The following is a 15,295-nucleotide window of genomic DNA, read 5'->3' as shown; positions in this document are numbered from 1 at the left end:
CACGTCGCATCCGGGCGCCATTACAAACGGCGGCGCCTGCAGGGTTGACGAAAGCCCCTCAGACCGGTCGGACAGATGCTGGCATGAACGACCGCCGCCAAACCCGAACCGAATGAGTACGGAAAACGGCCTCTCGAAAGCGCAGACCTACTCGCCTGGACTCTCTAATTCATATTTTCGAACGTTCTCATCGCCGCTATAACATTCTCGCCGACATAGGGCTTGGGAATAAAAAGCGCGTTCGCCGGGATTTCCAGCGGCCGAATCTTGCCACTGGTGATGATGATGTGAACCGGAGGCCACCTGTCTCTTACGGCAGCGGCTAATTTCAACCCGTCCATGGAGCCGGGCATGTTGATGTCAGTAAAAACGAGGTGGATATCCTGACGGGCTTCGAGAATGGCGATCGCTTGATCGGCATCGTTCGCAATGACGACGGTGTATCCGGCCACTTCAAGCTCTTCCGCGACGAGCTCCCTGATCACGGTCTCATCTTCGACAACCAAGACTACAGGCATTTCCACCCTTCCGGTGGGCACATCCAGGCCACGACTGCATGCATCAAGCCCGGCGACGAACAATCGTTCCTTTCGACGGATCACATGTCGGGCGGTGGCTCGAAGTCCTCGCTGCGGACCGGCATCAACAGCGTGTCAGGATCTGAAGCTCCATCAATGCCATTCTCTGCAATACAGCGGGGTCTCGCTCGCCGTCCTTCGCGGTGCGGAGTATCGTTTCCGCAATGGCCTGGACATGCGCGGAACTGACGGGATCCGGCAGTGAGGCAACCGCCCTATCCAACGCCACTTTCATGATCGAGATCGTTTCAGGCGGAAACGACGCATTCGAGAAGTCTTTCATCTGGAATCGATCCGGGGCTAAGTTCAGGGTCCTCGTGGTTCTCGCGACAAACGCACGAGCCGTTGCCGAGACGCGGGCATGGGTCACCCCCAACGGCCGCGCCATCTGCTTCCCCATCCACCGCTACCGCGGAGAAGCCGCACCACGAAGAGCAGCAGTACCGCGCCGATGGTGGCGTTGACGATCGCGCTGATGATGCCGCTACCGAGATGGATGCCGAGCCGGGGCAGCAACCAACTGCCTATAAAGGCGCCGAGAATACCGATGATCAGATCGCCGACGATCCCGAATCCGGTCCCGCGTACGATTTGAGCGGCCAACCAGCCTGCAACGAGCCCTACGAACAATATGACCAAGAGGCTTTCGCTCGACATATTCATCTTGCTACCTCAATCGTTGGTCCGAATGGCGTCCATCAGCGTAATCAGGTGTTGCGGTAATCGGTCATGCTCGCCTGCCAGTCTAATCCGCAGCCGCGCACCTATTTCCTCGCAGATCGCGGCGCTACACACTCGGTCGATCTGAACTGCATTGCGAGCTTCTGGACTGATCATCAAGGTCTCCCGTTCGCCACGTCTGCAAGCTGCTTGTGCAAGCTGCTTGCCTAGCGGCGCGCCGTGACCAGGCGAACTTCGCGAACCATCGCCTCGCCGCTATGCAGGCACTGCGCATCGAAGCGGGGTCAGACCTGCTGCGAACAATTTCGCGCGACAGTCGGAAGTTCAAGCCGGTCCGACTTCGCCAGCACGGAGGTCTCGCCCGCGGCCACCTGAGGCGCAAACCCAGGCAAGGCAATAACCGCCGCTCCCAAAAGGCCGAATATGGCCAGGGACGTGAGAGAGTTGTTCATGTGAGGCTGCTGACTGTGGCTGATAGCCGATCCCGCTTCGCTTGGGGATCATGGGAACAACGGTGCGATCCATGGGGAGTTCCCCTGACCGCAACCTATATTTGAGTAACCCCGGCCGCCGGCGCGGCTCAGCTCGTGTTCTCGTCCAAGGGCACGTCAAGCTGGATCATGACGCCGTTAGGCGTGTTGGACGTCACTGCAATGCGGCCCTCAACTTGGGCGATCAGGCTTTTTATCACTTTGAAGCCGAGAGACGCCCGTGGCTTGTCGATATCGAAGTCCGTCGGCAGACCGATACCCTGATCTGATACTTCCACCCGCAAGTCGCTGCCGCGCCGTTCGCCCGAAACGCGGATTTCGCCGACTACATCGGGGTAAGCATGCTTGGCGGAATTCGTCACAATCTCATTGATCAGAAGGCCCAACGGAATCGCCTTGTCCGCGGAAATCATCAGAGGATCGAAAGCGCAGCTTACCTTGTGCGCTACGGTTTCCTGCAGCTTCCGGCAAAGCTCGCCTGCAAAGTCGGCGATGTCGACAAACCCGATCCTGGTGCTGCGCCATAAATGGTCGTGGACCTGGGCAATCGTGATGATGCGCGAAGCCGCGTCTTTCAAGGCATTTCGGACATCTTCCGACTCCGCGTTGCGCCCCTGCACGCGGAGCAGACCCACGACCGACGCCAGGCTGTTCTTGACGCGATGGCTCATCTCGCGCGTCAGCATGGCTTGGTGGTCGAGCGCTTCCTTGAGGTCCGCGTCGGCATGTTGCCGTTCGATGGCAATACCGAGCAAACCAGCGAAGCCGGCAAGGAAGTCGGCATCCGCAGCATCGAACTGGCCAGGGTCGGCACTGTCGACCTCTAGGACACCGAAGGGCAGATTGCCCTCGCCGCCTCTCGCGATCAGGACGTTGATCGCCCGCTTGATCCCGTGATCCGACAGCAGCTTGGGCGTGCGAAAGCGTGTTTCTTCCTGAAGATGATTTGAAATTACCATTTGGCCGGTCTGGAACGCGTAGCCTGCGGGAGATTCCATATCAATCCCGAGCGACACCTGACCGATCGTTCCCGGTGCCCAGCCGACTCCGGCGCAGACCAGCAGCCGCCTGTCGTTAGGCATGTACTCGAGCACCTTGGCCAAGGATGTTTCGAGGCCTTGGGAGCAGAGCTCTGTAGCGCGCTGCAGGATTTGTCCAATGTCCCGGGTCTGCATTGCGGACCGACCGAACTCTCCAAGCAAGGACTGTTGCCGTAACCGGTACGGTAGCTCCTGCCTAGTGGCATCAGTGGCTGCGGTAGGGGCCGATACTGAATCCTTTCCGGGTGGAGTGGGCATTAGTTAGTCCCTCAGAGAGGCCGCCGGCGAGCGCCGCAGGGGAAATGTAGCATGGCGCCACTCCCGGAAGGACACGATTTCTAGCGCCTGCGGACCGCAGCCGACTGTCAGAAGAGGATGGAAAAAAATTAGACCGAACGCCTCGCGGAAGACCGTTACCAGATCACGCTGGCGGTTGCGGGTTTCTCGCCCGATGAAATCTCGATCACTGCAGAGCAGAACATGCCCCTCTTTAGCAGCTTGGATGGCTGCTTTGCGCCAACAGCGGCCATTCCCTCATCGAATATTATGGAACGGCTCTAGCCAACTACTAGTCCAGCAACTCAAGGAAGTCGCTTATTCGTTCGAACGGCTTAGCATTGCGATTGCCGATATAGACCACGCGATCGCCTTCGCGCTCTAGCGACTTCGCTCTCGACTTGCGAAGCCGACCAGGGAGAAACGTCGCCGCAACAGCCTCGGGGCCGACGTCGAGCCTCATAATGCCGCGTCGCTTGCAATCGAGCCTGAGCCTTGCGGCCGCGAAAAAGTCGTGCGCTTCCGGCGGCAGCCTGCCGAAACGACGTGCGGTTTCGTCCTCCAAATCCTCGAGATCATCCTCGGTGCAGCATCTGGCAATACGACCATAGATTTCCAGGCGAACAGCGTCCGACTGCACGTAGCCCGTGGGCAACATGTCGGCGATCGGCAGGTTCAAATCAGGCACCCACAGCTCGGCGCCACCCTCGGTGTCCTTCTCCGACGCCCGCTTGAGAAGATGGCTATAAAGCATCGGCCCGAATACCTGCAGATGGCCAGACTGCTGTTCGGAGAAGAGGTCTCCGGCGCCCCGGAGATCCAGATCACGTTCGCTGATGGTAAAGCCGGCGCCGGGCTTGCTGAACTCTTCCAGCACAGCCAAACGCTTCTCGGATTGTTCGGAGTTCGACTCGTTTAACAAATACGCGAAAGCACGCGTGCCGCCCCGTCCGACGCGGCCCCTTAGCTGATGAAGCTGCGACAGACCAAACTTCTCCGGCCAGCAGATAACGATGGTGTTCGCCCGCGGAATGTCGAGGCCACTCTCCACGATATTGGTCGCGAGGAGCACGTCCGCTTCACCTTCGACGAAGCTCATCATTCGATCGTCGATATCTGCGGCTGGTAACCGACCATGGAGACATACTATGCGAAGGTCCGGAGCATTCAATTTTATCCTTGCCAGCATCGGCTCCAAATCCTGGATACGGGGGCAAATCAGGAAGCTCTGCCCATACCGCCTTTGCTCACGCAGCAAAGCCGCGACGATCGCGGCGTCCGATAGCGGAGCAACCTTGGTGACGATAGGCAGCCGATGAACTGGTGGCGTAGCAATAACGCTCAGGTCTCTGAACCCTGCAAGACCCGCCGCCAGCGTGCGCGGTATCGGCGTGGCGCTCATCCAAAGAGTATGAACGCCCTTCGCAAGACCCGAAAGTTTCGCCTTCTCCGCCGCACCAAAGTGCTGCTCCTCATCGATGATGACAAGGCCGAGGTCGGCAAACCTCACGTCAGTCGAGCCGAGAGCTTGTGTGCCAATAACGACTTTCAGTAAGCCGCGACGGAGTTTTTCTTTCGTATCTCTTATCTCCGCTGCCGTTGCCGATCGCGACAAATTCGCCACTTCGATTCCGAGCGGGCCGAACCGCTTGCGAAATGTCTCGACATGCTGCCTGGCAAGGACGGTGGTCGGAACCGCAACAGCGACCTGTTTTCCTGACAGCGCGACAGCCGCCGCCGCTCTCAGAGCGACCTCCGTCTTGCCGAAGCCGACATCACCGCAGACCACCCGGTCCATCGGGTGACCGGCCGCCAGATCGTCCAGCACGTCCCGGATTGCCTTGGCCTGATCAGGTGTCGTGAACCAGGGAAAGCGCGCGACGAATCTTTCATAGGCCGCCCCCGGAGCGACCAGCTTGGGAGCCCGCCGGCGCCGTCGTTGGGCGATATGTTTCGCAAGCTGTTTGGCCGCTGCTTCGATTTCCTGCTCGGCCTCGCCACGTCTGCTCCACCACGTGCTGCCATCGGCCTTGTCTAACGCGAGCTTACCGGGCTCTACAGCGTAGGGCCAGATCAAGGCGAGATCGGCAGGCGGAACAAGCGCAGCATCATCGCCGGCGAATTCGAGCCTGATCATCTCGCGCTTTGTACCGTTCCCCATGTCGAGGGTCTGCAAACGATCAAGTAAAGCCAACCCACGCTGGAGATGAACGACGGCCGCGCCGCGCTCGGGAATATCCGGGTGATTGAAAGCAACTGTCCAGGCTTTGGCCATCGGTTGCGGATGATGGGCACGGCTGCCGAGCACGTCAGACGCGGTCACAACCAAGGTCTGCTTTTTCCCGGGAGCGAAAAAGCCCGCGTCGAAGTCGGCCAACAGCGCGCCCTCGCGTCTTCTGGCCTCCACCGCCTCGTCCCAGTTGGCGAAACGCTCCGCCCTGACCCCACTCATGCGCTCCATCGCGCGCAGATCGTCTTCGACCGCGGCGACGAAGAGCAAACGAGATCCGGCGCGTTCCGCACGGGCCACGAACGCGCGAAGCGCATTCCTCGGTGCCGCAACCTTCGAGAAGTCGGGCGTGGCTACAAACGCCGCCTTGGCAGGAAGCACACTCGTGCGCTTTTTCAGCTTCTTCCAGTCCCCTCGCCCCAGATACTCGCGTTCCGAATCCCTACGGCCGGCCGACTCCTCGATCGTACTCAGCCAGCTGTCAGCGTGGGCCGGAACTTTTGCATCCGCGAACCATCGTGCCCGATCGCAATAGTCGAGGAAGGTAGCCCGCTGCGCCCGGTCGCCGCCCAGCGCGAGGCGTTCCGACATCGGATCGATAATCAGTTCCTTGAAATCGGAGATGACGTCATGCTCATTCGGATCGACGGCAACAATTCTGCGGATCGCACCGCCGGAATGCTCGATCCGGTACGGCCCGAGAGCACCGGCGGGGAATATCTCGAACGTCGCGCCGTGAAAGAGCGCGGCGCCCGGATATTCAGCCTCTTCGTCAAGATCGTAGCCCAATTCCGCAATGCGTGCCTCGAGGTCGTGCTCGGCATACGACGCTCGCACCTTGAGGCTTAGGCTGATGCGCGACCAACTTGCCGGCAAGGGCAGCCGCTCCATGATCGCCTCTGCCGTCGAGATGAGCAGAATGGGCCTCTTTCTTCTGGCAAGACGGCGCAAGACCGAACTCCGCCTGCCAGCGATCTCGCGCGACGGTTCCAGCCCATCGAAGGGCAACGTATTCAATCTAGGGAATACGAGAACATCGAGCGATGGATCAAGTGCATGGACGATGCCGCCGAGCCGCTCGGCCCTGTTCTCGTCTTCAGCGAGAAACACTAACCCATCACGACCGAGCTTTTTCCACTGCTCGCGAAGATAGAGCGCCAACATGCCGAGGGGCGAGGACGTCGAGATCGCCGAACCCGAGAATTTTTTGCCTTTCTTGGTCGCGCTTTTCCTGGTCGCATCGCTGGCGCCGACCTTCCTACTTTTCTTCACGAGACTTCCATCGTCATTCGAGAACCTGGCTGCTGCGAATCGCCAACAAAATACTAGTTATCCACTTTCTACGCTTCCTTGGATTTATCCGGTCGCAGTAAATCTTGATCTGCCGATCATCCACGTGTCAGTTGGAGTTATCCCATCATAGGCCTTAAGGTCGACATCGACCTAGCTATGGTTGCAGCGGCCGTGGAACTTATGAGCTTATTTACAGCCAAGCCCGGCACCGGACACTCTGACCAAATTCTTTGAAGACCGCCTCTGGCGAGACGTCAGGGGTGGTTTCGTACGTCGGCACACGTCATTGCCGAACTGAATTTTCAGTCGCTTTCGACCAAGAAATGAGAACGCTCAATTGACCTCTTGAGGGGCCTTGAATCCCCGGCGTAAAGTTCCTTCAGCATATGAATGACTGCTTCGCGCCGATTTTGTTGCAAAAGTCGGCTGTGACCGATGATGTCGTTCGGCCATTTGACTTCGGGCGACGGGGTTTGGTCCCTCGACCCTGACACTCTCTACGCAACTATTACGCTTACGCAATACAGAGAGCCCGAGCGGGTGGCGGTCGCGCAACCAGCGATGCGAGCCGCCGCAGGTTCTGGGCGATGGCAGCCAGAACGAACTCATCCTGGGCGCCTCGTGGACCGCGCAGTCGAAGGCGGCCGAGCTTCAGGATGCGCTTGAGGTGCGCAAACCGCATCTCGATCTTCTTGCGCTCACGGCGTGACTGCTCGAAGGCTTCAGTCTCCGCAAGCGAACGGGCAACGTCTCGGGCGTGTTCATGGATGTCGCGCGGGATCTTGCGCGATGGGTCTTTCGGACAGCATTGCGGTTTGAGCGGACATACATCGCAGTCGAGTTTGCTGGCGCGATATAGAAGTGTCTTGCCCTCGTGCACGGTGCCGCTCGTTCCGAGCTGCTTCCCGCCCGGGCAGTGGTAGACGTCGCTGGTCGGATCATATCGAAAGTCGCTGCGCGAGAGGGTGCCGTCATCTCTCTTCGACTTGTCGAACACGGGGATATGTGGCGCGATGCCTTTCTCCTCGACCAGCCAGTTCAGCATCGGAGCTGCCCCGTAAGCGGTATCTCCGACAAGCCGTTCCGGCTTAAGGCCGAAGCGTTCCTCTGTTCGCTCGATCATGGTCTTTGCCGCGCCGACCTCGGCCTGTCGAATGGAGCGGGAGGCCTCGACGTCAACGATCACGCCGAACTTCACGTCGATGAGATAGTTGTCGGAGTAAGCGAAGAATGCCGGCCCCTTGTGCGCCCCGGTCCACTGGGCCGCGGGATCGGACGGCGAGACGAACTTTGGCACAACGTCGCTGGCGGCGCCCCACGCCGTATCGTCGAGGGTCGCCAGATACTCCTTCACAGCGCGGCTTGATCTCGCCGGATCACGATCCCTGCGCCAATCCTGACCTGCGATTGAGCGCTGCTTGTTGGCATCGGCTTGGATCAGGCTCGCATCGACGGCGAAGCCTTCGCCGCCAACCAGACCGGCCGCAATGCACGCCTCGACGACCCGCTCGAACACCCGGCGAAAAATATCCCCCTCGCGAAAACGCTCGTTCCGGGCACGCGAAAACGCCGAATGATCCGGGACAGCATCCTCGATACCGAGCTTGCAGAACCAGCGATAGGCCAGGTTCACCTGCACTTCACGACAGATCAATCGCTCCGAGCGGATCGCAAACACATACCCCACCACCAGCATCCGGATCATCAGTTCCGGGTCGATCGATGGACGACCCATCGACGAATAATGAGGCGCAAGCTCGCTGCGAAGCCACGACAGATCGAGCGCAGTGTCGATCTTCCGCACCAGATGATCTTCGGGGACCGCATCGCCAAGACGAAACTCGTAGAACAGTTGACCTTGGTCACTCTGCAGACGGCCCATCATGGATCGACCTCACCGAGAATCGCGTAACCTCAACGGAATCACGCTTCGCGGCCTGTCTCAACTGACTTTTGCAACAAAATCCGCCAATTGCGGCCATTCGCTCCTAGTCAGGTTGGACCCATCACGGACATGGGACCATTGGCTTTCACTGGATTATTTGTGCGACATCGTAGCCAACACGAAGGACTTTTGGATGGGCGTGGGATACTGTAATCTTCTTTAAGCTGTTTTCGAGACGGGACGGGCCGACGTCTCCGTCTTCGAGACGAATGGCGCCGGGAAATGCCGTCGGCGGGCATCGCGCACTCAATATAACCGACCATCTTTTTTGCTGGTTTATCACCGAGCATTCGCCGTGCGCATGGGCAGGCGAAAATGCTTAATTTGACAGCAACGAGGGAGGGCTGCTCATGGTTAGAAAAAATCATCCCGAACCAGGCGATCCGGCGGCGGGCAATGGAATTCTAAGCCGCCGCATCTTCCTTGAAGGCGCGCTCGTTGCCGGTGCGACCGGCGTGGACGTGTCCCGCGGAGCGGCAGAACCGCTTACGGTGCAGCCATGGATGAAGGTGCCGGGTCCGGGATTTGCGGGCTACGGCCAGCCCTCACCGTTCGAGAGCAAGGTCATCAAAGTCTTTCCGCCGCCCCCCAATCCGGCCGGTGTCGGCGCGTCACGCACGCCGCTGCACATGCTCGAAGGAATGATTACGCCATCCGGGCTGCATTTCGAGCGTAGCCATTCTGGCGTCCCAGAAATCGATCCCGATCAACACCGACTGGTGATCCATGGACTTGTGAAGCGACCGCTTGTGTTCACGGTCGAAGCGCTGTCGCGCTATCCGATGCAATCGCGCATTGCCTTCATCGAGTGTGGCGGCAACAGTCAGGCGCTCAACGCGCCTCAGGCGCAGCCGCTCAATGTGGCCGCAATTCACGGTCTGCTGGGTTGCTCGGAATGGACCGGCGTGCGGCTCTCCACGTTGCTCGACGAAGCCGGCATCGAACCTCAGGCGCGCTGGGTGATCGCCGAGGGCGCAGATGCTGCAGCCATGAGCCGCAGCATCCCACTCGCCAAGGCGATGGATGATGCGCTGCTCTGTCTCTATCAGAACGGCGAGCGAGTGCGGCCTTCGAATGGCTATCCGGTGCGGTTGCTGCTGCCTGGCTTCGAAGGCAACATGAATGTGAAGTGGCTGCGCCGGCTCAAGTTGACCGCCGACCCCGTAATGACCAAAGACGAAACATCGAAATACACGATCCTGCTCAAGGATGAAAAGGCGTGGCAGTTCGTATTCCCGATGGAAGTGAAATCCATTATCACGCGTCCGTCGCCGGGACTCACGCTGAGAGGACCGGGATTTTACGAGATTTCCGGCCAGGCCTGGTCGGGCAACGGCAGCATCCGGCAGGTCGACGTGTCGGCCGACGGGGGACGAAGCTGGGCGGCGGCTGCTTTGCAGGGCCCGATCCTACCAAAGGCGCCGGTGCGCTTCCGCGCAGCATGGCAATGGAAGGGCGGTCCAGCCGTGCTGCAGAGTCGCGCCACCGACGACACGGGCATGGTGCAGCCAACGCGCGCGCAGTTTGCTGACGCGCGCGGCTTGCGTGGGGTCTACCACTACAACGCCATCGCAAGCTGGCGCATCGACGAGAAGGGGGAGGCTAGCAATGTTTACGGCTAAAGCCATTGCAGTCTGCGCGTCCGTGCTGACTGGCGTATCGGCAGCTCTGGCCCAATCCCCGCAGTTCGGGCAACCGATCGAGCCCGCCGATATCGCAGCGTGGGACATCAGCATTGGACCGGATGGCGCAGGTCTGCCGCCTGGTCGTGGCACCGCCATCGAGGGAGAAGCCATCTACGTAGCGAAATGCCAGGCTTGTCACGGCGATAAGGGGATCGTGCCTGGTGTCGCGCTCGCTGGAGCGCTCGTCGGTGGCATGGGCACACTGGCGCCGGACAAAACACCGATAAAGACTGTGGGAAGTTACTGGCCCTACGCAACAACGCTGTTCGACTATGTCCGTCGCGCAATGCCATTCCAAGAGTCGAAATCGCTCACCGCGGACGAAGTCTACGCGGTAACGGCCTATGTCCTCGATCTCAACGGGATCGTCGGGTCGAACGATGTGATCGATGCGCAGTCGCTGCCCAAGGTGAGAATGCCGAACCGGGACGGGTTTATCCCGTTCCCGCGCAATCCGAAATAGCTTCGGGCCGGCAGAGCCACTTTCGGACGAAGCGGTAGAGTTATACAGAATTCGGTAGACAGCCAATCCAGAAGCCAAACAGCGAGGATGCGTCATCTCGACCAATAGTCCACGCCGGGGGAAAGAAGGAGACTGACCGTGCCCACCGTGTGGAGGGTCCGCATATGTGGGCACCACAAAGGGAGGCACAAAATGAGATCCGATTTGAAATTATCGGCTGCAACTTTGCTGCCGGGCATAGTCGCGGCAGCGCTGTTAGCAGCGCCCGCGCGCGCCGATGTAGTCACCGATTGGAACGTCATCACCAATGATCTGGTGGCGAACGACGTCGGCAACAATCCCAAACTCCGCACCTTGGCCATGGTGCATGTCGCCATGTCCGACGCGATCAACACGGTTCAGAATCGTTACACGCGCGTGGTCGCAACGCTTCCGGCCGCACCAAGCGCATCCGCAGAAGCCGCGGCCGCGGCGGCCGCGCAGCAGATCCTCACCCAGGTCTATCCGCAGCAGAAAGCCAAGATCGAAGAGGGCTACGCGGCATCGCTCAAGGCGATCCCAGAGGGGCCCGCAAAGACCGAAGGCGTCAAGTTGGGTATGGAGGTGGCCGCCGCGGTCCAGGCCAACCGCGCCAACGACGGCACCAACGCTCCCGACACTTACAGGCCGCACGCTGCTCCCGGGGCCTACGTGCCGACGACGCTGCCGGTGTGGGAGCAATATGCGCGCGCGAAGCCATGGGTGCTCAACGGCGCCGACCAGTTCCGGCCCGGCCCGCCGCCGGCGCTGTCGAGCGCAGAGTGGGCCCGCGACTACAACGAGGTGAAGAGCCTCGGCGGCACCAAGAGCACGGCGCGCACTCCCGAGCAGACCGAAGCGGTAACATTCTGGGGCAACGTCAATTTCGGCCCTGCCCTACAAGCGGCGGCGCGCGAGCTTGCGAAGACAAAAGAAATGCCGCTCGCTGAATGTGCGCGCCTGTTCGCACTGCTCAACATGGGTCTGGCGAACGCCTACGTTCTCAATTGGGAGTCGAAGTACTACTACAATTTCTGGCGGCCCGTCACCGCTATCCGCAATGGCGACCAGGACGGCAACGATGCCACCGATCGCGATGCCGGCTGGACATCGTTCAATCCGACGCCGATGCATCCTGAATACCCGTCGCAGGCGACCTACAACGCCACCACCGCGGTGGCGGTCCTGGAATCGGTTTTCGGGCCTGTGAACGCCATTCCGTTCACGGCGACCGATGTGCGGGATCCGAAGCGGACCAGGCAGTTCGCCAGCCTGGCCGATATGGCTGAGGAGCAGAAGAATGTCCGCGTCTGGGGTGGTGTGCACTATCGATTCGCGATCCGCGCCAGCGAGGAGGTAGCCCCAAAGGCCACGGCCTACCTGATCGAGAATACGCTCAAGCCGACACGCTAATGCCGTAGCCAAACGTAATACCCGGGCTCGTGACGCGAGTCCGGGTATTCATCAAAATCCGAACTTTGACGGCGAGGCAAAGTGAGCTGGTTGTAGCTATGAGCGCAGTTGCGATTGCCGATTGCTCCAGGAAATTGCCCCAAAAGTTTCCCGCATTACACTTCTGATGAACCCCACGACCCCGAAGTTTCAAAATCGAAGAAGAGGATGCCGAAGCAGGGCAACGAAACTGGGTCTGGCAACCCTCACTGTCAATGCCAGAAACGCAAGCGAAACGCGTTCGAACAGTGCCAACGCCCAAGCATTGATTACCGCAAGTGATCCGATCGTCGGCTCGCAACCGTCTCGACAACTCCGTATTCACCCGCATCTTTACGTTCAACCAACTAATCGGACCAGGATCCACTTTGAGTCAAAAGCTACGCGCGTACATCCGACCGCCCCCAACCTCACCTCCGCTTCACGGTCCGGCAGCGTCTGAAGCTTTCTTCCCGTTTCACCCGACTGCACCCGTCAATGCCCGACCTCACCGGTTGGCCGTTGCCGCTCTGCGGAAGTAGAAGGGCTCGCTCGGCAGCGAGCCATACACGAACGGTTCCTGCTGGCGCCCAGTCGCGGCCAGCACGTCGTCACGAACGAAGCGGAACAGCATCGATATCTCTAAACCCGGCTGCTTCAATCGCTTGAGCAGCGCCTTCATGAACGGACTGTTACCGTCGTCCCCATCATGCGCCACCTGGCCGGCTTTCGCAGCATAAGCGATCATGGTACCACCTTCGGGCTCGACGCGCGCCAAGCCCGCCCCCAGCGAACGCGTGCTGTTAGTGAACCGCATCTGCGGTGCGAATGGATTATTGCGACAGGCGTCCAGCACGATCAGCCGCAAGCCCCGCACACCCTCGATCGCGGAGCCTAACTCATCGATCGACACCGCTTCAAGGCGAACATCGCGATCGGTCTTGAATTGCGCATCTACTGGGGCCAGCCAATTGACGCCTCCCATCTCGAGCCCATGGCCGGCAAAATAGATCACAGACCAGTCGGCCGTTTCGGCGTCCGCTGCGAATGCTCTCAGCGCCGCGAACATCTGTTCGCGCGAGAGATCGCGCAGGAGCGTCACCTTACGGAAGCCAAGCGTATCGAATTCTGCCGCGAGCGCTTCCGCGTCACGACCGGCATTCGTGAGCGGTGCAACGTTCTGATAGGCGGTATTGCCGATGATGAGCGCGACCCGGTTGCTCCGCTCTCGCGCCGGCTCCGCGGAATTCTCAAGCCGCGGCGCCATCGCGTTGTCTAGTTCGCGCACCAGTTGCTCCGCCTCGCGGAACACATCGGCAGCGTCCGGACTGGAGAGCGGCAGCCGTCGCGCGATGGCCAGCGCATCCCGCGCCGCGCCGACATTGTTGGTTCGGGCCAGTGCCACACTCTTGAGGGCATGCGCTTCGGCGTTGTTCGCGTCGATCCTGAGCAGCCCAGCTAACACCGGAAGAGCTTCCGCATAGCGCTTCCGTGAGACCAAGGCTTTACCGTGCAGCAGGCCAATGTCGGCGTGCATCTTCTGCAGTGAAAAGCTGGTGGTGGGCCGGGTGGCGCGTGCCCGCGCAATGTGATGAAGGGCCTCATCGGGGCGGCCGACCTGCAGCAGGAAGTCTGCCCGGTTGATGAAGTTGTAAACATCACCCGATTGCAGTCTCGCCGCCTGGTCGAGATCGGCCTGGCTCTCGGCGATTTTGCCACGTCGGACCAAGGCCGCAGCGCGGTTGCGCAGCGCGCCGGCGCGATCCGAATTGGTGTTGGCCAGAGCGAGCGCGCGGGTCGCGTCCTTGATCGCGAGATCGAACTGGCCAAACCCGCTGCGTATCGTGCTCCGGTTCAGCCAAGCGTCGACGAGGGATGGATTGTCTTCAAGCGACCTATCGCAGCTCGCGAGCGCATTCCGATAGTCGTGCACTAGGATGTAGTGGTAGCAACGCGTGTAGTAAGCGGCGGCGCGCTCGCCGATCGGTATGCCGCGCGTGTTGATGATCGCCATGCAGGCGCCGAGCGCTGCCTCACCGTCTTTGTTGCGGCATGCCTCCCACAGCGTCGATCTCTCGCTAGGAGCCGCGGCAATCGCGTTAAGGGTGGGCAGCGAAAGCACGAGCGGCAGCAGGAAAATCATGCCGCAGGCCGGCAGCAACACGCGCGGATGCGCAATCCGCCGGAGTGCGATCATGGAGTGGTCCTGCCGAGGGCTGCACTCGCTTCTGGCGCGGGTCGGCTGACGGCAGCCATCGGCCGGTCGAAAACCCGCGATGCCAGCTACACATCACGATCATGAATATCCCGATGGCGCAGAAAATCGTTCCGATGAAGCTCAGAATGATTGGCATCAACCAGAGTGACAGCAGGCTTCTGATCATGGCCGCGTCAGGTACTGCCCGGTCATAGACCACCGAAACAATCTCGCCGGTCCGGTAGGCTGGCGGATAGGTTCGAAGGCCGGACTGAAACTTGTGAGTTCCGCCGTCTGCTGTCTCGAAACGCACAATCGGCGAGAATACGTAACCCTTATCGTCGCTTTCGCGCATGCGCACCATCTCGACGACCACGCCCTCCACTTCGAGGGTGCGCGCAAGCCAGCTATTCGTACTCCAGATGGACCAAGCGGCTGCGACAAACAGCAGCAGGCCAATCGGTATCAGCACGAACTTACCAAGCCGGTTCAGAAAAGTCGTCGGGTCTTCCATCGACTGGTCCTGCGGCAGGTACGGGGCGAACGTTTAACTGTATCTGTCTGAGGGGCCGCCGAAAGGTTCAATGCGCAGCCCAATAGTTCGGAGTGGATTTACCTCTCCCAAGTATCCGCGAGTCGCGTGGTTCGCGATCAACGCGATCGTGGCTGACACCTGGAACCGCGCGCCACGGCCGGATGGCAGTGGCCATTCCATTTCGAAGGTGTTGCTTCGAAAATCGGCAAGATTCCAGTAGGCCTCACCAGGCCCGGTCTCCCCGGCAAAGTCACGTCGGGCCGCTGCAAGCGGATTGGTGTTCTCGCTGCATGCTACAAGCGGGCTCAGCCCGGCATCTTGAACTGCTTCGGCTTGCTGCATGACGGCGCCGGCACGGTAGCGCCTTGCAATATGTTAGATTCTGGCACCACTTGGTGTACGCTGTCACCGTCCATGGCGTGGAGACTCGAT

11 protein-coding genes and 1 pseudogene are annotated in these 15,295 nt (G+C 60.1%); 4 read left to right on the top strand and 8 right to left on the bottom strand.

What is annotated here, in order from left to right:
• Positions 1 to 164 precede the first annotated feature (164 nt).
• The 4 genes from ABIE49_RS28865 to ABIE49_RS28850 all read right to left on the bottom strand — a co-directional run bounded on the left by ABIE49_RS28865 (position 165) and on the right by ABIE49_RS28850 (position 3,048).
• Positions 165 to 581, bottom strand: a complete 417-nt coding sequence (locus ABIE49_RS28865) for a response regulator (RefSeq protein WP_502915931.1) — start codon at positions 579 to 581, stop codon at positions 165 to 167.
• A 61-nt stretch (positions 582 to 642) separates the two neighbouring features.
• Positions 643 to 861, bottom strand: coding sequence for a hypothetical protein (locus ABIE49_RS28860; RefSeq protein ID WP_192740878.1), 219 nt, complete (start codon positions 859 to 861; stop codon positions 643 to 645).
• Between the two features lie 83 nt (positions 862 to 944).
• A complete protein-coding gene (locus ABIE49_RS28855) occupies positions 945 to 1,241 on the bottom strand; it encodes a GlsB/YeaQ/YmgE family stress response membrane protein (RefSeq protein ID WP_192740879.1) in 297 nt (98 codons plus the stop codon).
• A 598-nt stretch (positions 1,242 to 1,839) separates the two neighbouring features.
• Positions 1,840 to 3,048 (bottom strand): sensor histidine kinase, encoded by a 1,209-nt coding sequence (locus tag ABIE49_RS28850; protein WP_192740880.1) that lies wholly within the window; start codon positions 3,046 to 3,048, stop codon positions 1,840 to 1,842.
• Positions 3,049 to 3,183: 135 nt separating this feature from the next.
• Between ABIE49_RS28850 and ABIE49_RS28845 the strand changes: the two are divergent.
• A pseudogene (locus tag ABIE49_RS28845) lies at positions 3,184 to 3,273 on the top strand (Hsp20 family protein); the annotation flags it as partial.
• A gap of 85 nt (positions 3,274 to 3,358) precedes the next feature.
• Here ABIE49_RS28845 and ABIE49_RS28840 read toward each other — a convergent pair.
• Both ABIE49_RS28840 and ABIE49_RS28835 read right to left on the bottom strand, forming a co-directional pair.
• Positions 3,359 to 6,460, bottom strand: a complete 3,102-nt coding sequence (locus ABIE49_RS28840) for a DEAD/DEAH box helicase (RefSeq protein ID WP_354067648.1) — start codon at positions 6,458 to 6,460, stop codon at positions 3,359 to 3,361.
• Between the two features lie 643 nt (positions 6,461 to 7,103).
• A complete protein-coding gene (locus ABIE49_RS28835) occupies positions 7,104 to 8,474 on the bottom strand; it encodes a transposase (protein ID WP_354066552.1) in 1,371 nt (456 codons plus the stop codon).
• Between the two features lie 410 nt (positions 8,475 to 8,884).
• On the opposite strand from ABIE49_RS28835, the gene soxC reads away from it, so the two are divergent.
• The 3 genes from soxC (at position 8,885) to ABIE49_RS28820 (ending at position 12,113) form a co-directional block, all read left to right on the top strand.
• Positions 8,885 to 10,156 carry a sulfite dehydrogenase gene (gene soxC / locus ABIE49_RS28830; protein ID WP_192740789.1) on the top strand — a complete coding sequence of 424 codons (1,272 nt, stop codon included), beginning with the start codon at positions 8,885 to 8,887 and terminating at the stop codon, positions 10,154 to 10,156.
• Positions 10,143 to 10,682, top strand: a complete 540-nt coding sequence (locus ABIE49_RS28825; protein WP_192740790.1) for a c-type cytochrome — start codon at positions 10,143 to 10,145, stop codon at positions 10,680 to 10,682. Before soxC ends, ABIE49_RS28825 begins: the two co-directional genes overlap by 14 nt.
• Before the next feature lie 192 nt (positions 10,683 to 10,874).
• The gene (locus ABIE49_RS28820; RefSeq protein WP_192740791.1) at positions 10,875 to 12,113 is read left to right on the top strand and encodes a vanadium-dependent haloperoxidase; all 1,239 of its coding nucleotides are present in this window, start codon (positions 10,875 to 10,877) and stop codon (positions 12,111 to 12,113) included.
• A 526-nt stretch (positions 12,114 to 12,639) separates the two neighbouring features.
• On the opposite strand, the gene ABIE49_RS28815 is transcribed toward ABIE49_RS28820, so the two are convergent.
• The gene (locus tag ABIE49_RS28815; protein WP_192740792.1) at positions 12,640 to 14,328 is read right to left on the bottom strand and encodes a caspase family protein; all 1,689 of its coding nucleotides are present in this window, start codon (positions 14,326 to 14,328) and stop codon (positions 12,640 to 12,642) included.
• Entirely contained in the window at positions 14,231 to 14,842 is a 612-nt protein-coding gene (locus tag ABIE49_RS28810) for a DUF3592 domain-containing protein (RefSeq protein WP_192740793.1), read from the bottom strand. Before ABIE49_RS28810 ends, ABIE49_RS28815 begins: the two co-directional genes overlap by 98 nt.
• Positions 14,843 to 15,295: the final 453 nt, after the last annotated feature.

Source organism: Bradyrhizobium sp. OAE829 (genome assembly GCF_040546575.1).
In the GTDB taxonomy this organism is placed as follows: Bacteria; Pseudomonadota; Alphaproteobacteria; order Rhizobiales; family Xanthobacteraceae; genus Bradyrhizobium.
This window is presented reverse-complemented; position numbering and strand designations above follow the sequence as displayed.